Genomic DNA, 17492 nt, shown 5'->3' on the forward strand with positions numbered 1-17492 from the left:
CGACCCTCTCCTTCTCGACCATGGGCGCACCAGCTCACGCAACGGCCAAGCCCAACTGCAGCTTCGAGCCCCTGCCCCGTCCAGAATGAACCGTGTTGCGATCATATCCGTTGGGCTATGCCTCGGCCTCAGTGCCCTGCCCGCGCATGCCCAGGGCGTGCCGACGCAGGATAATTCCGCGATCGGGCGTGCCATCGCGCGGGTGACAGCGCTAGCCGAGGATCTGGGCGTACAGCAGGACAAGGATCGGACGGAGTCCACGCTGGCCGACGTCCAGGCCGACCAGCTGCGCGTCCTCGAGGAGATGACCGCCGCCATCACCGGTTCGGGCTTCGACATTCGCGCGCTCGAGGGCAATGCGGATTTCGGGGTGGCGGCGGTCTACCCGAACACCGATCCAAGCCCGATGAACAGCCGCCTTTTCGGCGAAGGCCGCGAGACGGTCGAGATGATGATCATCGAGGTCGCGGGCGAATTCGCAGGCGCGCCGGGTGTGGCACGGGCCGGGCTTTCCGCCACCCAATGGCGCTGCCTCTTCCAGGCCCTGATCAAGCAGGAAAGCCGCTTCAACGTCGCTGCCGAAAGCCCGGTCGGGGCCTATGGTCTGACCCAGCTCATGCCCGGCACCGCGTCTGACCTCGGCGTCGACCGCTATGACGTGAAGGACAACCTCCGCGGCGGCGCACGTTATATCACCACCCAGCTCAATCGGTTCGGCAACATTCCCCATGCGCTCGCGGCCTATAACGCGGGCCCGGGCCGGGTGATCGAATACGGTGGCGTGCCGCCTTTTGCCGAGACCCAAGGCTACGTCCGCAATATCTCGAAGTTCTACAACGAATACCTCGCCGTTGTGGGCGGTGCCGATGCGCTTGGCACGCTCTCACCTTCAGACTTTGCGCTCGCCGAATATGCCAGCATCTCCGAGGCCGGCGTCTATTACGCCGCCAACAGCTCCGCCACCACCGAACAGGTCATCAACCGTCTGCGCGCGATCATCTTGCAGATCGATGCGCAGCCCAATGCCAAGGCGGCCTGGGAGCTCAACACCTACGCCAAGGCCGAGATCGGCCGCATCCTCAATCTCCGCGTCCGGCTGATGGCGGCCAACCAGCAGCGCGAGGCCGCTTACGCGCAGCACCTCGTGGCCGACCGGCTGGCCGAGCGCGACTTCATGCAGATGGGAGTTTCCGAATGAGACGATTTTTTCTGGTGACCACCGCGGTCGTCGCACTCGGGGTCTCCAGCCCCGCCACCGCCCAAGGTGTGCCAACCTTCGATGGCTCGGCGCTGCAGCAATTCGTGGCACAGCTCGAACACATGGCCGAGGACCTGAACGTCCAGATGCAGCAGCTCGCGACCATGCGGCTGGAGCTTGAGACCCAGCTGTCGCAGTTGACGAACCTTGAGGCGCAACTGACCTCGCTCATTGAGGGCAGCGGGCTCGGTGAACTTTTCGCCACGGTCGAGGAGTTCCGCGCACTGCGTGGCAAGCTTGTGGCCCCGCTCAACACCGCGCAATCGCTGGCGAGCGGGGACTTTCTGAGTGGCTTCAATCCCGGTGCGGAACTGTCGGCCTCGGTCGAGCGGGTCCTGTCTGGCAGCGGGTTTACTTCGGAGCGCCTGAGCACGCTCTCGGGCTCCGATCAGCCCGCCGACAACCGCATCGCCACCTCGGCCGGAGCCAGCGCCATGTTGTCAGTCGCCGCGCAGGAAAGCCACGAGGAAGCCGGACAGAGCCTCGAACGGCTCGAAACCATGGTCGGGCTGATCGATGATCAGGACGGGCTGAAAGCTGCGGTCGATCTCAACACCCGCGTCACCGCCGAGCTCGGCATCATCCTGACCCAGATCTGGCGGCTTGAAGCGGCGCAAGGCGTCAGCGCAGGCCAGTTGGGCGTCGTCGATGCCGCGACCCTCGCGGACGAGCGCAAGTTCCGCTCGATGGCGGTGGATCCATGAGGCAAAATGTGAACCACGGCTTGGCAGCAATTCGGTCTCTTTGTCTCGCCGCACTTGTCGTGAGTGCCTTGCCCTGTGCCGTGCTGGCCCAGACCCCGACCACGGACCCGTCCGGCGACACGCCCTTCAATTCGATGGCCATCGCGCGGGACGAAGCCGACGAATGTCGTGCTCCGAAACCCCCCGCCGATCTGGCCGAGACCGCCTATCTGCGCAACGGCTACCGCGCGATCCTGCGCATCCTGATCGCCGAAGAGGCGCTCGCCTCGGAAACCTGCACCTGTCTGCTGGATCAGTTCACCTGGGATCAGGCCTTGGGCGCGCTGCCCCGGTTCCAGACCTCGGACAACCCGCGTCTGCCCTTCAAGGTGCTCGAGCTCTACGCCAAGGCGGACGCGCTCGAGGCGCAAGTTGTGGAGGCCTGCGTAGAGTAGATGGGCGTTATTCGCGACATCCTGAGCCAGGTCGACGCCGCGGTGGATACCGTGGCACAGGACGGCTTTGTCTCTTCGGCAGGCGTTGTCGGCGACGTGATCTCCGCCGGGGCCGCGCTCCTCGTCGTGCTCCTCGGGATCAACGCGGTCATGCAACTCCGCCCCCTGCCCTTTGGCACCGGGTTTGCCTTCGGCATGAAGGTCGCACTTGTGGGGATCTTCGCGCAGAGTTGGGATAATTTCAGCGTCATCTATGACATCGTCACGCAGGTGCCCGACTCCGTCGGCGCCTCGATCCTCGCGCTCACCGGCTCGGGCGACGAGGCCGGGGTCTATGAAAGCCTCGACAACATGGTCGCCCGCATCACCGCCTATGGCGACACGATCGGCGACCGCGCAGGCTGGGTCTTTGGCGCGGTCCTGGGCGCGATCTTCTTTGTCCTCTCGGCGGTCTTCGCCGCCGTCACCGCCGGGATCATCGCCTTCGCCCGCATCGTCTTCGCGCTGATGATCGTCATCGCCCCCTTCATGATCGTGACCTCGCTCTTCAAGCCGACCCAATCCCTTTTCGAGGCCTGGACCCGCGCCACCATCGGCTATGCGCTCATGCCGGTCGCCGCCGCAGGCGCGGCGGGCATCATCGTCGCCATCGCCGAGGCCATAGGGGACGCCTCCGCCGATCCGGGCGATGTCGAGACCGTCAGCCTCATCCTGCCCTTCCTCGTGATCCTGATCCTCAGCGCCGGGATCATGGCCTCGGTCCCCTACATCGCCTCCAACCTGACCGGCGTCGTTGGCATTGCCTCCAATGCCGTGGGCCTGACCGGCCTCGCGCGTCAGGGCTTCGTGAACACGCGCGAGTACGGCACGGGTGCCGCATCGCGTCTCGTCACCGGAAAATCCCCACATGAGCTGAACCAGATGGCCAATGCGGGCGTGGTCAAAACCGGCGAATTGATCCGGCAAAGCCCCGGCGCGCTTCTCTCCGCCGCCAAGGCCTTCCGCAAACCCTGATGTGAAAGACGATTGACTTGAAGAAGCTTGTGACCAGTTCCCCCGCGCCCGATCGCGACGCTTTCGAGGCGGATTTCATCTACGGACCAAGACGGCGCGAGCGCTTTGCGTGGTTCGTCGCGGCCGCGGGCGTGCTCGTCGGCGTGGCAGGCATGGTCGCGGGCGCGAGCCTCTTTCCGCTCAAATCGACCGAGACCTTCGTGGTCGTGGTCGACAAGGAGACCGGCGAGATGGACCGGGTTGCGGCTGTCCAGGCGCTGACGCTGTCCGAGAGCGACGCCATCATCCAAGCCAATCTCGTGGCCTACGTCGATGACCGCGAGACCTATGACCTGACCGATGGCGAGCAGCGCATCAACTCGGTCCTCGACCGTTCGGATGGCGATGCCGCCCGTACGCTGCGCGATCTCTGGTCCTCCACCAACGAAGACTACCCGATCACCGTCTATGGCCGCGACGCCAAGATCGAGGTGGTGATCAAATCGGTGAACCAGATCGAGCGCGGCGTGGCCCAGGTCCGCTTCACCCGCACGCTGCGCAGGCCCCGCGACACCCGCACCGTGACCCGATCCTACGTGGCCACTGTCGGCTACGACTTTCAACCCGAAACCCGCCAGCGCCTTCAGGACGTCTGGGCCAACCCCTTGGGCTTCGTGGTGACCTCCTACCGCGTCGACGCCGAAACCCTGGAGAACTGACCAAGATGAAATCCCTGCCCGCGCTCCTCCTGGCGCTTGCCCTTCCTGTTGCCGCACTCGCCGAAGCCACACCGCAAGGCGGGCCGCTCGATATCCGCATCCGCACCGCCGTCTACAATGAGAACCAGGTCTACCGGATCGAAACCGATCTCAGACATTCGACGACGATCCATTTCGGCGCAGGTGAGCGCTTCGAGGCGGTGATTGTCGGGGACACCGAGAGCTTCCAGGTCGACCCGATCCCCGAGCTTGGCAATGTGCTCACGATCAAGCCGCATGTGGCCAATGCCTCAACCAACATGACGGTGATCACCAACCGCCGCACCTATTCCTTCCATCTGCGCGAGGGCTCGATCCCGAACCGCACCGGCATGTTCTTCGAGGTGCGCTTCCGTTACCCCGACGAGGAGCGCCGCGCGGCGAGGGCAACCCAGCCCAAGGGCTTTGAGGCCCCGCGCAACTACAACTACCGCGTCTCGGGCGAGGGGGATTTCCGCCCCAGCCATATCTACGACGACGGGCGCTATACGTATTTCGTCTTCCCGGAAAACGCCCGTCAGCCTGCTCTCTTCAAGGCCGACAACCAGGGCCGTGAGCGCACGGTGAACTGGACCCAACAGGGCAACACCGTCCGGGTACTCGGGATGAACACCTACTGGACACTGCGCATCGGCGACGAGGCGATCTGCGCCTGGCGCGACGAAAGCGCCATCTATGTGAGCAACTGACCATGGCCGATCAAACCCCTCCCGACCTGCATGACCGCCTCGACCAATTCAGCCAGCGCGGCAAATCCAAGCGCCGGGGCAACAGCCTCGGGGTCGGCGCGCTCGCCGCCGCCCTCGCCCTTGGCGGGGCCGGGGTCGCGTATTTCCTGGCGACCGGCCTGCAGGAGGGCGACAGCGCGCTCGAGACCTCCGATGTCGAGACCTTCCAGGACCGCCGCCCCGGCACCGGCGGGCGGCTGGAGTTTCCACCCGACGAGACAGAGCAGCGGGTTAACGACGCGCTAATCGCCCTCGATGTGCCTGCGGCCCCTGCCCCTGAGCCGAGCGCCGCGGTGCTGGCCGAGATTGCCAAGCTGCGCGAGGCCCTCGCCGCCAGCCAGGCCGCGCGCAACTCGGAAATCCAGTCCGCCGTTGCGGACCTGCGCGAGGCCTTCGACGAACAGAAGGCGGCGCTTGAAGCACTTATTGCGGAGAAAGAGGCCGAGCTTGCCAACCTGCAGCGCCAGACCGAGACCCGCATCGAAGGGCTGCAGGCCATGCTCGATGCAGAGCGGGCACAGCGCGAAGGGCTTGAGGCCGAGCTCGACCGCGAAGGGCTGATCGCCGATCAGCGCTTGCTCGAAGAACGCCGCCGGCAGGAAGAGGAGCAACGCCAGCGTGAGGCCGAGCGGGTTGCCGAGGAGCTTCTGACCGCGCAGATCAAATCTCCCGCCGTGGTCTACGCCGATGGTCCAAGTGGTGGCCAAAGTGGCGTGACGGTCGCCGATCCGGTGGCGGCGGGCATAGGCGGACCAGTCCTTTCCGGCAATGAGCAGTTCCTGCAGAGTGCGCGGCCGCTCGAGGTGCAGGAGGCCGCCCGCCTCACCCATCCCGAGCGCACCCTGACGCAAGGCTCAGTTATTCAAGCGGCGCTCCAGACCGCCATCAACAGCGATCTGCCGGGCTCCGTGGTCGCGGTCGTCTCCGAGCCGGTTCCGGCGTTTTCCGGGGACCGGATCCTGATCCCCCGAGGCTCCCGCCTTTTTGGTCAATACCGTTCCGGCATCGAGATGCACCAGAAGCGCATCCTGATCCTCTGGACCCGCGTCCTGACCCCAGACGGCACCTCGATGGAAATCGCCGCTGTGGGCGGGGACCAGCTCGGTCGCTCAGGCCTGACCGGTCTCGTCGACACCAAGTTCGCCGAACGTTTCGGCGGGGCGGCGCTGATTTCCGTGATCGGGGCGGCGCCTGCCGTGGCGGCGGAGAGTGCCAACAACGAAACGACCAGCATCGTTCTGGGCGATGTCGGCAGCGATCTTCAGGATGCCGTCGGATCGGTCATTGCCGACCAGGTCTCGATCGCACCCACGATCTATGTCGATCAGGGGGCCTCGGTCACCGTGCTCGTCGACCGGGATGTGGTGATTTATTGACTGAGGCAGCATCACCAACCTCTTATCTCGAGCGTTATCTCGACCCGTTCCGCGACCTGCTGAGACGCGATGACGTGGTCGAGATCGCGATCAATCCGGACGGCAAGGTGTGGATCGAGGTCGCGGGCGACGCTACCATGCGCCACGAAGGCCAAACCGTGGATCGCACCACCGCCCTCAACATGGCCCACACCATCGTCGGCGACGCCAAGGCCCGCGTCTCTGAAAAGAACCCCCTTGTCTCTGGCAAGGTGGAATATGCAGGCCGCCCGCTCCGAGTTCAGGTTGCCGTACCGCCCGCCATCGATCGCGGTGCCTCGATCACGATCCGTCTCTTCGCCTCCGGCAGCGTCAGGGATTACGCACCCACCTATCTCTTCGGCAAGGCCGTCTCGCTCGATGCGCTCCGCGCCGAGAAGATGAAGAACATCGCCACACTCGCCGAAGTGAACCTCGAGGCCGCGCTGCAGACCCTGGTCGAGGCACGGCTCAACGTCCTGATCAGTGGCGGCACCTCGACCGGCAAGACCACTTTCGCCCGCCATCTCCTGACCCATGTCAGTGAACACGAGCGGCTGATCACCATCGAGGATGCCTTCGAGCTCTTCCCCGGCCAGCCGAACACCGTCGCCCTCCTGGCCGACCGTGGTTCCGGCTTGCAACGCAGCGCCAATGCCCTCCTTCAGGCCTCCCTCCGTATGCGACCCGACCGGATCATCGTCGGCGAGCTGCGCGGGGCCGAGGCCCTGACCTATCTCGAGGCCATTAACACAGGCCATGGCGGATCGGTCTCCACCATCCACGCCGAAACCGCCGAACTCGCCATCGATCGACTGGCGATCATGGTGCTGCAGGCAGGGACGCCGCTGACATTCGCCGAGGTCCGGCAATACATCCGCAAGTCCATCGATGTGATCGTTCAGCTCGGGCGAGCCGAGGGGAAGCGGGGGATTACGGAGTTTTATTTGCCCAGCTGATGGAACAGATCGATAGCGTCGGCGGAATTTAGAAACCTTTTTGCAGTGCAGAAATCTGCACAATGGGCGGAAAGCAGTCATTCGCTGCGGTCGCGAAGACGCAGCCGATCTTCAGTGTCAGCGGACATTGGATCCCACGTAGACCTGCCCCCAGAGCTTAGTCTCCGGGCGGAAATCAGAAGAAACATAGTGCGGTTTGGCAGTTGCATGTCCGGCGATTGTGACCGTTCGACCACCTCGCAGCGCTAACTTATTGAGATCGACGCAAATAGCGCGAAAATTTCTTTGTCGCACACGTTATGGCTGTATATTCAATTGCAAACAACTGGAGCGTTCGCGTGGAAGACAAAGCAGAAACGGCAGATACGCCGGACGCATTTCTTACAGCACTAGGAGAAAGTCTTAAGGGAAAGGAAGGTGTCGATGTCGGCATGGCAGACATCCTTAGGACTCACATCCTGAAAGCGGACCCAGCGCAGAACGCCGTAACTCAGGCCAGGGATGCGATCGTGAAACTTGCAAGCGAACGTGCCAATCCTCCCGAACCCGAGGTGACGAATGACTGATCCTTACTTCCTTCAATCCTTGAGCCTTTCCGGGTTTCGCGCGTATCTCCAACCGAAGACGTTCGATTTGAGCAAGAAGCGTTGCTTAGCGATCTTCGCGCCGAATGGCCGCGGCAAATCCAGCGTCATCGATGCGCTGGAGTTCATGTTCTCCAAGGACGGCACGCTCGAAAGGCTCGGGCAGCGCGCAATAAACAACCAAGCTGGACCCGAGGCGCTGGCGCACAATCTGGCTAAGGAGGCGAAGATTGCGGCGGCGGTTACGATCGGCGTGGTCTCGGGCAAGGATGCCACCAACGGCACCCGAGCGGCGACGGGGGCGAAGCGACCTATACCGGCGGCGGCTGCAACTGTGAACGATTGCTTCGCGGTGCCGCCGATCATCCGCGGGCATGCGCTGCGCACGTTCGTCGAAATCCATACGCCCGAACAGCGCTATACGGATGTCGCCCGTTGGCTGCAGCTCGGCCCGCTGGTTGAGGTGCAGAAGAACATTCGCTCGTTGCGCACCCAGGTGAAGGCCGCCGCCGAGGACGCGACGGCGCTGCAGCGCGTGGACACCCAGCTTGCCAAGGAGACGGCCCAGACGGTGAAAACCTGGGATGTGGCAGCAGTACTCTCCCACGCCAACACGCTGGTCCTGGCGCCACTCGATTCGTCGCTAGTGCTGGCGGCGCTGGCGGCCGGCGATCTGGCTTATCTCGAACTGGAATCGCGTGCCAAAGCCGAGGAGAACAATATCGGGCTTGCGGGCCTGCGCCAGATCCGCAATGCCGCTGCCGCTTTGCGGGCGGAGACGATTGACACGGAGAGCGGCGAAACTGTCGTCAGCGGTGCGATTCCGACCTTTGACGCGGCTGTCGCGGTGCTGTCCGCTGCTGAGACTAAAGAAGCTCAAGAACGCGGCAAGGCGGCGAGCACCGTGTTTCAGGCTTTGTGGAAAGCCGCAGAGCCGCTTTTTGCCGAAGGAGCGGCGGCACCTGACATTTGCCCCGTCTGCGCGACTCCTGTCGCGAACACGGCGGCTGGTAGCGCTGAGACGATCCGGGAACACATCGCCAAGCACCTCGATGAGTTGGCGGACTACGCTGCCGCCAAGAAGGCGCTCGACGAGGCCAAGACTGCGGCGACCAAGGCCCATACCCAGTTGGTAGCGGCGCTGCCGGGACTGATTGGCCACCTCGGCGACGGCGAGGCGGCATTGAAAGCCGATCTTACTGCCTACCAAGCAGGCATCGCCGGCTGGCCTCAGACTGCCGTTCCGGCCTCGGCCGACAATGTGTCGGCAATTGCCAAGCTGCTCGCCACGCTCGATCAGGCCATCGCCGACATCGAATCGAAGCAAGGCGACCACACCTACATCAAGGCCAAAGCGAAGATCGATCGGATTCTGGAGCTACAGACCGAGCGGGACCTTGTGCTGCGGACGAAAGATGAACTGGGGAAACTCTCCGACGCTTTGACGGCGCAGGCGACGATTGTCTCGGCCGAGATCCGCAAGAAGGTACAGTCCCTGCTCGACAAGCTTCAGGCGCCGATGAACGATATTTACAAGCTGATCCAGGGCGCTGGCGCCACGCCAATCCGACTGGAGCTGCCGGCGGAAGAAGACACAAACCAGCAGCGGCTCAACCTACTGATTGATTTCGCCAAGAACCGCACGGGCGTGCAGCCGGGCGGCTACTTGAGCGACTCACAGATCCATTCGGTGGCGCTCGCGTTGCGCATGGCGGCGATCAAGCAATTTAATGCAGGCGCGCCCATCATCGCGCTCGACGACATCGTAACCTCCTATGATGCGGATCACAGGCGCACTATCGCCGGGCTCATCGCCACTATGTTCGGTGACTGCCAGATCCTGATCACCACTCACGACGAGCGGTTCTTCAATTATCTGAAGGATCAGCTTGAAGCGAAGACGTGGCACTTCACCCGAATCATTGGTCTCGATCCGGCCTACGGGCCGCGTTTCGCTGATCATAAGGTCAGTGATGAGATGATTGAGGCACGTTGGGCGGCGGGCGAGTCGGCAGCCAACGAGATGCGCCAGGCCGAGGAGGAATGGCTTCTCGGCATTTGTCGGGATTTCGGGGTCAGCGTCCGCATCCGACCGCTAGAAAGGGCCTACTCTTACGAACGCAGCGAGTTGGCTTCGGCGCTTGCAGGCCTGCTCAAGGATGCCAAGCTGGTGCCGACGCTGGTGCCGGGCGTCAACAACCGGTTCCTCGACAGTTTGGTTAAGGGTGAGATCGAGAACTTTGGTAGCCACTTCCAAGACGGGCCCTACGGGGACGGTTCGGTGGGTGACGAGAAAGCGCGCTGGGAGGAGTTCAAAAATTTCCGCAGCCAGTTTGCTTGCAAGAAGTGTAGCCGAACGAAATTTCAGCGGCCCTTCACTCTGAAAAAGCCGGTCTGCGCGCATGACGGCTGCGAGGCTCAGTTCGAGTTCGCGGCTGGCAATTCCGGGTAGCGCGCCCGCAATTCTGCGATGTCCTTTTCAAACAGGGTCTCGGCGGAATTGCGAATGCGGTCGAGCACCGCGACCTTGCCCATCTGCCCGATCGCCCAGATTGCAAGGCCGCGATCTCCATGGATGGCGCTGGCAGAACAACCCCACATCAAATCGAATGCATCATCATCGGAGATTTCGCGCTTCAATTGCGCGCAGAGATAGAGATAGGTGGAAGGATGATTGGAGCGGACGAGATCCCATGTCGACTCGTCGTCGCAGCCGCTGCGGAGAATCGCCTTAGAGATGATCCAGCCTTCCTCGCATTGCGCGACCAGTTCGCTCACAATCGGTCCGAGTGTGTCGGGTTCGGCCTGGTAAGCGAGGCTCTTGGCGGCCCGATGGTCGCGCGTGGTGCGCCAGTATGCCAATGCGACGGACGCGTCGAACAGGGGCGGCGTATCGCGCGTCGCCTTCAGCCAGCGCGCCATGGCGCCCCGCGTACCGCGATCGACCCAGCGTTCAAGAATTTGATGCTGCGTCGGCATGGGTAGGTGGCGAAGCATTGCACTGTGCAGCGCGTCGACAGTTTGCCGAAGTCCCTTGTCACCATCGGACAGAGCGCTGGTCTCTGCAACGAGATCCACCAGACGATCACGCTGTTCGGGGGTGGGATGATCGCCCAGCGTGCGTAGCAACCGACCGCGCAGCGCCAGCCTAACATCGACCGGCGCACCTAAAGTGCGAGCGATGGAGGCACAAAGATCGTCAAAGGTGAGGCAGGCGCTATAGGCATGAATCAAGCTACGACTGTCGCTTGTATAGTGACTCTGGCCAGCGACGGTAGCGATCCGTTTCAATATGTCTTCGTGTGTCATCTATAAATCCTAGCATGACCTCCCACTTTTCCAATAGCGATGAACGGCATGGACCGGCCGCGAGTTGGGGAAGCTGCCCTGCAGTGTGCCACTCTGGCCGCTGTGCGTGTCCGCAATGCTAAAACCCAGGGCAGAAAGGTGATGCTGCATGTTGCCGCGAAGGATCGGTTTGGGGAAGCTGCGCTGCAGCGGAGCCAGCTGGGCGAATGTCCGGAGAGGGCCGTTCACGTCATGCCCAATCTTACCCACCCAATAACTCCTCGATGAAATCCTCCTGCCGGTCGAACGTCGCTTCCCATTCCTTCGGCACCGCCCCTTCCCGCCCGAGCGTCTCGGGCTCAGGCTGCCCGCGTCCAGCCTCTATCGCCATCACGCTCATCGCCCGCGCTTCGCGCCGCTGCGAGCGATCCCGGACAGGCGCGCGTTCGGCTGGTTTCGCCTGGTCGTCTGCGCCGGTTTCTTCACCACCATCGCCGCCCCAAGGTCCCACGCCTTGCACGCTCGGCGGATAGGGGAACGGCTTGCCCTCCTGGCGGGTCAACATCTCCTTGAAGAACGGATCGTCGTAATACTTGATCCGGCTCGCCTTGATCGGGTGCTGTGGCGAGGCGAGGATGATGACCTCGTCGGGGTCCATGAGGCGCGCTTCCGTCTCCGAAAGCAGCGGCCGTTCTTCCAGACGCGCGGAGGTCGAGGTCGCGCCAAGGAAGCCCTTGTTGCGGCCATACATCCGGGTCACCGCCTCGCGCGTGGTACTGCCGACCGCTGCCGAGACTTCCTTCACCGTACGCTGGTCGCGCGGGGTGATGTAGAGCTTGAGCCCTGCCCCGTTCTCGAGGCTCTCGCGACCCTCGGGGCCATAGATCCGGTCCAATGAGGCCAGCGACTGCGCAATCATCGCGACGCGGCCGCCGTAGCTTGCCAGCGAGTGGATCGCGCGTTCGAGATAGGGCATCGCCCCCATCTGCTGGAATTCGTCGATCATCATCATGACCGGCCAGGGCTCGTCCGGACCGGGTTCGTTCAGCCGGATCGAGGCAATGAGGTCAGCGAACATCAAGCGCAGGAGCGGCGCCAATGTTGCGATGTGATCTTCAGAGACTGCGATGTAGAGCGACTGCGGGGTCTTGCGGAAGGTCGAGAAGTCGAAGTCGCTCGCCTCGGTGGCCGAGCGCACCGCCGGATTGTCCCATTGCTTAAGACCGGCGGTCATCAGCGCCTGGATGTTCGAAGTCAGCAGCCGCGACGAGGCCGAAGCCGCGTTGGTCCAGAGTTCGCGCAGGATGTCTTCCTCGGCCTCGTCGGCATAGGTCTTGTACTGGGCGTTCTTGTATTCGCCCCCGGCAACGATCTTGTTGACTTCGCCAAGGTTCGGGGTGCCGCGCTGGATCGCCAGTAGACAGGCCGCAACAAAGATCGACTTGCCAGCCTCGGAGAAGGTGTCGAGGGTCTTGTTGTCCTTGTCGAGGAAGAGGTCAGCGAGGATCGAGACCTCGGTAAAGCGCTGCGCGAATGCCGGGGCCTTCGCAATCCGCGCAAGCGGGTTGTAACGATGCGTGGCATTGGCCCAATCGAAGGGGCTGAACCGATAGACCTCGTCGCCGTTGAGCGCCCGCAGCCGCGCAGTTTTCTCGAAGTTCTCGCCCTTCACGTCCAGCACCACGACCGAGCCCGCGAAACTCAGAAGGTTCGGGATCACGAAACCCACACCCTTACCCGCGCGGGTCGGGGCCACCATCATCACATGCGGGATGGTCGTCGAGGAGATGAACTCCGCCTTCGAGGTCGGCGCGCCAAGTTTGCCACAGACGAAGCCCTTGCCCGGCGCCTGCAACATGTCGTTCTTCTTCAGCTCCGCCTTGGTCTGCCAATGGGCCGATCCGTAGTCATCGCGCTCTTTCTTCCAGGTCCAAGCCAGCGCGAGCGCGCCGAGACCGATGGCTCCGAAGCCGACGGCGCCAAACCCCACCTTGAAGGCCTCAGGATGTGCCGCGCGTGTTGCGGCGCTGGCCTTCCAGAGCGCCAACATGTCGAAACTGGCGAACCCGGTTTTCAAAGCGAGGGTCAGGTAGAAGGCGGCGACGATGGTGCCGATGACGGCGCCGCAGATCACACCGAAGAGGAGCGCGGCCCAGAGGGGGAGTGTCTTGGTCATGGTGGTCATCCCCTCAGAATTCCATCTCGTCGTCGAGACCTCGGTCGCGGCCAAGATCGCGATCCAAATCCTGCGCCTCCTGCTGGCCACGCAGCCGCGCGACCTCGGTCGCCTTGTCCTGCTGCAACCCAGCGGCGCGGTCGGTGAAGACCTGATCACCGGTCTCCTCAAACGTCATTTCGAGGAACTCCTGCGTGACGGTGATCTGGTCGAGCTTGCTCGGCAGGGCCGCGTCCAGCACCTCGTAGTTGCCACGCCGAAGTTCGGCCAAGCCCTCTTCACCCAACTCCTTGAAGAGCTCGGATTGCAGGGTCCGCTCGATGGTCTCTTCCTGTTCCTCGGTGAGCTTGCCGTCACGCAGCATGTCGGCGAGATCCTGCAGGTAGGGATTTGGTGTCCGGTCGTCTTCGTCGATGAGCGGCAGTGTCGCCTCCTCTTCGTCCGCGAGGGTCCGGCCGATCTCGACGCCCAGTTCCTTGGCGCGTTCCATCAGGGCGTCCATGACACCGTCGACCTTTTCCAGCGCGGCATCGAGCTGGTCGTCAGTCGCGGTCTCCACGCTGAGACCGTCCCTCGACAGCACCGCGTTCATGTCCCGCTCGACCCAGTCCTGCGCCATGCCGTAGTTCCGCGTGCCGCCCGCCGAGATCCGTGCCACCAGCTCCTCGCTGTCCATGCCCAACTCCTCGGCACGCTCCAGCACGTCGCGCAGCCCCTCATCATTGCCGGACTGCAGCGCGGCGATCAGCACCTCGCTGCCCGAGCCCGGCGGATAGGGTTCTTCGAGCTGCTTGCCAAAGCGCGCACGCAGCTCAGGGTCCGGCACCATCTGCGAGAGGTCCGCGATGATCGGTGCGGCCTTGGCTTCAAAAGCGGCGCGCTCGGTCGGGTCCATTTCCTCGGCCTTGAGCCTCAGCGCCTCGATCGTCCGTTCGGAATAGTCGATCGCGTCACCGACGGTCTTGATGTCCTTCATGTCTATCTCTCCTTCGGTGAAGTTCCACGGCGTGCCCGAGCCAAGCCCGTCCGCCATGCCGCGTGCGGCGCGCGCCATGTGGCGCTGGTCCATCCGGTCCAGCAGATCCGCGAGGTTCTTGTAGTCCTTGGCGAAGCCCACCACCTGCGCCTGCGCGATGGCGGATTCCTGGGCTGTCATGACGATCTCGCGCGGCAGGCGGGCCTCCTCCTTGGCGCGGTAGATCTCCTCGATCCCGGCGGGCTTCTCGAAGATGCCGCGCTCGAGCCGGGTGGTGGCGTCGAGCATCACGCCATAGCGTTCCGCGATCTCGGCCTGCTTTTCGCGCATGAGCTGCGGCGACATCACGCCCTCGGCCCAACAGGAAAACCAAGTGCCGTTTTCGACGCCACGGTTGTTCAGGATGATATGGGCGTGCTTGTGCGCCCGGTCGTCATGAACCGCGAGGACATAGTCCCATTGGTCGCCGTATTCGCCGCTCTCGAAGAAATGCTCCGTCCAGTCCATGGCGATGTCGCGCACCTGGTCGACCGTCACGTCGGTCGGGAAGGACAGAAGCATGTGTGAGGTGAAGCCGAGCTTGGTCGAGCCGCGCCAGGTCCCGGCCCAGCCCTCGATGATGTCCTCTTTCTGCTCCTCAGAAAGCACCGCAGCATCGGTCAGGGCATTGGTCATCGTCGAGTAGGTATAGACCGCCTTGTCGTTGATGTAGGAAATCTGCGCCCCGAGCGAAGCACGCGTCTTGCAGCCTCCGGCCCGGATCCGTTTGAAGACCGCCGCCCGGCTCTGACCCGACGCCGCCTTCAGCGCGTTGCGCGCCGACATGGTTCCAACGCGCGCGAAACTCCGCCCCTGTCGACGCCCCGCCAGCCGCGCGTCGATCCGCGCCGCGGCCTGGCCCCGGATGCGCTCATCCTCCCAGAGCCGCCCCATGACGGAAGTGTAGAGGGCGAGCGGATCAGCCATTCCTGACGAGCCTCAATCCGTGTTCGATCGTGCGCGGGCCGTCTTCCAGAACGTCGCTCTCCGCCCCCTGCCCTTCTTCCTTTTGCGGCCACTCCTGATGACGCAGCGCCTGCGCCGCATCCTTCATCTGGCCCATCTCACGACTCATCGACTGCGCCAGATCGAGCAGTTCGATCAGCACCGCGCGGTCTGCCTCCGAGACCTCCAGCCGACCGCGATGGACCGCCTTGGCGAGCACCAGTCCGGCGTCGCTCATATCCTTCGCCTGACGCCATGCGGCGCAGAATTCCGAGACCAGATCACGGGGTATATCAAGGAACCCGCACCGTCCACGCAGCACCGCATTGAGCGCCTGTGATCGGTTGGCAAAGCCCCGTTCGCGCCACTCCGCATCGAAGGCGTCCAGCTCGGATCGGCTCGCCCGGAAGGCCACCGTCTCGCTTGGATCGCGCACCGCGATGCCCTCGCCCGCCTCCTCTTTCGCGAGCCGGTTCACGTGGCGCGGGGAGATGCCGAACGCCGCCGCCAGGTCCTTGGCGCTCTCGCCCGCCGCGAAGCGCTTTGCCACTTCGATGCGCTGCTCAAGCTTCAGGTTTTTCGCTGGCCTCGGCACTAGGACGTTCTCCCGCTTCCAGGGAAAAGATGCATGCGCAAACGCGCGCGAGGCAGCGATTGCTCGCAATCGCGTTCGCGTGCGGCGGAGCATTCAGCTTTGCGGGAAACGCCCATCACAGACCCCTCGGACAAAATGTGCAAACATTGGCCATATCCTGCCAACGTCTTCCTTCTCTCTTTTGCTTATACTTCAATACATCACATTGCGCAATATTACGTTTTGCATGATGTGTTTTTTTGCTTGCGATGAGGTGCACTCAAGACCGCTGGGCAGCGCGACATGGAGCGGTGCCGTCCTCATCGATGCGCGACAATCTGGTCGAATAAATCTGCTGAAACTTGCGCTGGAGCAGCACGCGATGTCAGGCAAACCGAGCGCCCGAGCCGGTCACGGATCGGGCGCCAGAAACACGAAAACGGCCCGCGCGGGATGGCGCGTGTCACGCCCGTTTGGGGCGTCACAATGTTGGTAAGGATCAGTGTCAGACCCCTGCGGATCCGAAGACCCGCAGGGGTGTCTGGGTCAGTGACCCAGTCCCTGACTGCGCAGATCGTCGTAGCGGCTGCGGGCGATCAGAGCCTCGGTCTCGAGGCTGTCGAGTGTCTCGGGATGGGCGTCTTCATCAAACGCGGCGAGGTAGGCATCGAAAGCCATGTCGGCTTGCAGTTCGGCGAGGTCGATGGATTGTTCGAGTGTCATGGTGTGATCCTTTCCGTTGATCGTCGTTGGACGGATCGTGGAAAAGACCGGGGGCATGAGAGCGGGCTGCACCCGGCACGGGGCGGAATGAAATGGAGCACGCTGGGGGCAGGTTTGTTGTGAGCGATGCCCCGCAGCGCTCAAGGCGCCAGCCGTCCAGAAACCTGCCCCCGGCGTTGCCGGCCGCTCGACCCCGGGCTAGCGATCTCTAAGGCCAACAGGTCGACGGAAAGGCGCGCGGCGGTGACTCTGGCGTGAGACGTTGCCCCGGGATGCATGACGTTGATTTGCGACTTCCACCCTCGCGGCACAGGGTGAGTTCGGCGCCCCTGGTAGCTTCGCCAAGACGACCTAGGCGCGGGTTGTTCGACCGACGGAAGAGGTGCGCTTGGCTCGCTCAGTTGGCTCCCAGTTCTCCCTGCGGTCATTCGGTTCCGCCTCCATCGCGCGTGATCCACGCTGTCACTGAACTGAAAGATCGAAGCCGCGCCCGCGACCTATCCGGTCTGACGACCCGCCTCTGCGTCCGCTTCCGAAATATGCCGCGTTCTTCGGACACCGATAGTGCACCGGTCGAGGGCAAATTCCCCCGGAACGAGAAAAAGCCAGACCGCCGGAGCGGTCTGGCCTTTGGCTTAGGCGGCGTCTTTTGGGCCCCAGGGGATCACGGCCTGCAGGGACAGATCGTCCTGGTTCGCGGCCTTGCCGAGGTTGGCGTTGAAGCCGTGGTCGCGGATGGTCAGCGTGTAGTAGTCGGCGCCGGTCTCCTTGTTCTGCTTCTTCCAGATGCCGCCGCACTCGACAAGCTTGCCGCGCGGGGAGCGTCCGAGGACACGGTGCGTGGGGGCCATCGGGTTCGCGCTTGCGACGGGTTCGACCGTGATGTCGAGGTCGAAGGTCAGGGTCGAGATGGAGCCGACGCCCTTGGCGGTTTCGATGTCGGCGCTGGTGAATTTGAT

General features: G+C 63.3%; 16 protein-coding genes. 10 read left to right on the forward strand and 6 right to left on the reverse strand.

Annotated features, from left to right (window positions below; translation table 11 throughout):
• Positions 1 to 85 precede the first annotated feature (85 nt).
• The 10 genes from C4S59_RS18810 (at position 86) to C4S59_RS18855 (ending at position 10264) form a co-directional block, all read left to right on the forward strand.
• Entirely contained in the window at positions 86 to 1198 is a 1113-nt protein-coding gene (locus C4S59_RS18810; protein ID WP_103911896.1) for a lytic transglycosylase domain-containing protein, read from the forward strand.
• On the forward strand, positions 1195 to 1962 hold the full coding sequence (locus C4S59_RS18815) for a type IV secretion system protein (protein WP_103911897.1): 768 nt from the start codon (positions 1195 to 1197) through the stop codon (positions 1960 to 1962). Before C4S59_RS18810 ends, C4S59_RS18815 begins: the two co-directional genes overlap by 4 nt.
• Complete coding sequence (locus C4S59_RS18820; protein WP_234994838.1) at positions 1959 to 2396, forward strand: hypothetical protein; 438 nt, start codon at positions 1959 to 1961, stop codon at positions 2394 to 2396. The genes C4S59_RS18815 and C4S59_RS18820 overlap by 4 nt, the downstream gene beginning before the upstream one ends.
• Positions 2397 to 3410: a type IV secretion system protein gene (locus C4S59_RS18825; protein ID WP_027246180.1), complete on the forward strand. Its 1014-nt coding sequence runs from the start codon at positions 2397 to 2399 to the stop codon at positions 3408 to 3410.
• A gap of 17 nt (positions 3411 to 3427) precedes the next feature.
• Positions 3428 to 4108 (forward strand): virB8 family protein, encoded by a 681-nt coding sequence (locus C4S59_RS18830; RefSeq protein ID WP_103911898.1) that lies wholly within the window; start codon positions 3428 to 3430, stop codon positions 4106 to 4108.
• Positions 4109 to 4113: 5 nt separating this feature from the next.
• Entirely contained in the window at positions 4114 to 4836 is a 723-nt protein-coding gene (locus C4S59_RS18835) for a TrbG/VirB9 family P-type conjugative transfer protein (protein WP_103911899.1), read from the forward strand.
• A 2-nt stretch (positions 4837 to 4838) separates the two neighbouring features.
• The gene (locus tag C4S59_RS18840) at positions 4839 to 6251 is read left to right on the forward strand and encodes a TrbI/VirB10 family protein (protein WP_103911900.1); all 1413 of its coding nucleotides are present in this window, start codon (positions 4839 to 4841) and stop codon (positions 6249 to 6251) included.
• Complete coding sequence (locus C4S59_RS18845; protein WP_103911901.1) at positions 6248 to 7228, forward strand: ATPase, T2SS/T4P/T4SS family; 981 nt, start codon at positions 6248 to 6250, stop codon at positions 7226 to 7228. Before C4S59_RS18840 ends, C4S59_RS18845 begins: the two co-directional genes overlap by 4 nt.
• 338 nt (positions 7229 to 7566) lie before the next feature.
• Entirely contained in the window at positions 7567 to 7794 is a 228-nt protein-coding gene (locus C4S59_RS18850; protein WP_146064563.1) for a hypothetical protein, read from the forward strand.
• The gene (locus C4S59_RS18855) at positions 7787 to 10264 is read left to right on the forward strand and encodes an AAA family ATPase (protein ID WP_103911903.1); all 2478 of its coding nucleotides are present in this window, start codon (positions 7787 to 7789) and stop codon (positions 10262 to 10264) included. The genes C4S59_RS18850 and C4S59_RS18855 overlap by 8 nt, the downstream gene beginning before the upstream one ends.
• On the opposite strand, the gene C4S59_RS18860 is transcribed toward C4S59_RS18855, so the two are convergent.
• The 6 genes from C4S59_RS18860 to C4S59_RS18880 all read right to left on the reverse strand — a co-directional run.
• Positions 10231 to 11121 carry a hypothetical protein gene (locus C4S59_RS18860; RefSeq protein ID WP_103911904.1) on the reverse strand — a complete coding sequence of 297 codons (891 nt, stop codon included), beginning with the start codon at positions 11119 to 11121 and terminating at the stop codon, positions 10231 to 10233. The genes C4S59_RS18855 and C4S59_RS18860 overlap by 34 nt on opposite strands.
• Before the next feature lie 241 nt (positions 11122 to 11362).
• Positions 11363 to 13276, reverse strand: coding sequence for a type IV secretory system conjugative DNA transfer family protein (locus tag C4S59_RS18865; RefSeq protein ID WP_103911911.1), 1914 nt, complete (start codon positions 13274 to 13276; stop codon positions 11363 to 11365).
• A 13-nt stretch (positions 13277 to 13289) separates the two neighbouring features.
• On the reverse strand, positions 13290 to 15218 hold the full coding sequence (locus tag C4S59_RS18870) for a relaxase/mobilization nuclease domain-containing protein (protein ID WP_103911905.1): 1929 nt from the start codon (positions 15216 to 15218) through the stop codon (positions 13290 to 13292).
• The gene (locus C4S59_RS18875) at positions 15211 to 15831 is read right to left on the reverse strand and encodes a helix-turn-helix domain-containing protein (protein ID WP_103911906.1); all 621 of its coding nucleotides are present in this window, start codon (positions 15829 to 15831) and stop codon (positions 15211 to 15213) included. The genes C4S59_RS18870 and C4S59_RS18875 overlap by 8 nt, the downstream gene beginning before the upstream one ends.
• 525 nt (positions 15832 to 16356) lie before the next feature.
• On the reverse strand, positions 16357 to 16533 hold the full coding sequence (locus tag C4S59_RS19750; protein ID WP_165198475.1) for a hypothetical protein: 177 nt from the start codon (positions 16531 to 16533) through the stop codon (positions 16357 to 16359).
• Positions 16534 to 17168: 635 nt separating this feature from the next.
• Positions 17169 to 17492 (reverse strand): DUF736 domain-containing protein (locus C4S59_RS18880; protein ID WP_234994839.1); only part of this gene is annotated, 324 nt, incomplete at its 5' end.

Origin of the sequence: Thalassococcus halodurans, from assembly GCF_900108225.1 — a bacterium.
Classification (GTDB): domain Bacteria; phylum Pseudomonadota; class Alphaproteobacteria; order Rhodobacterales; family Rhodobacteraceae; genus Thalassococcus; species Thalassococcus halodurans.

Bases quoted from the DNA above. Each gene is read 5' to 3' on its own strand.
- C4S59_RS18860 (WP_103911904.1), bottom strand. From the start codon at position 11,121: ATGACACACGAAGACATATTGAAACGGATCGCTACCGTCGCTGGCCAG.
- C4S59_RS18855 (WP_103911903.1), top strand. From the start codon at position 7,787: ATGACTGATCCTTACTTCCTTCAATCCTTGAGCCTTTCCGGGTTTCGC.
- C4S59_RS18865 (WP_103911911.1), bottom strand. From the start codon at position 13,276: ATGACCAAGACACTCCCCCTCTGGGCCGCGCTCCTCTTCGGTGTGATC.
- C4S59_RS18840 (WP_103911900.1), top strand. From the start codon at position 4,839: ATGGCCGATCAAACCCCTCCCGACCTGCATGACCGCCTCGACCAATTC.
- C4S59_RS19750 (WP_165198475.1), bottom strand. From the start codon at position 16,533: ATGACACTCGAACAATCCATCGACCTCGCCGAACTGCAAGCCGACATG.
- C4S59_RS18825 (WP_027246180.1), top strand. From the start codon at position 2,397: ATGGGCGTTATTCGCGACATCCTGAGCCAGGTCGACGCCGCGGTGGAT.
- C4S59_RS18870 (WP_103911905.1), bottom strand. From the start codon at position 15,218: ATGGCTGATCCGCTCGCCCTCTACACTTCCGTCATGGGGCGGCTCTGG.
- C4S59_RS18835 (WP_103911899.1), top strand. From the start codon at position 4,114: ATGAAATCCCTGCCCGCGCTCCTCCTGGCGCTTGCCCTTCCTGTTGCC.
- C4S59_RS18810 (WP_103911896.1), top strand. From the start codon at position 86: ATGAACCGTGTTGCGATCATATCCGTTGGGCTATGCCTCGGCCTCAGT.
- C4S59_RS18820 (WP_234994838.1), top strand. From the start codon at position 1,959: ATGAGGCAAAATGTGAACCACGGCTTGGCAGCAATTCGGTCTCTTTGT.
- C4S59_RS18815 (WP_103911897.1), top strand. From the start codon at position 1,195: ATGAGACGATTTTTTCTGGTGACCACCGCGGTCGTCGCACTCGGGGTC.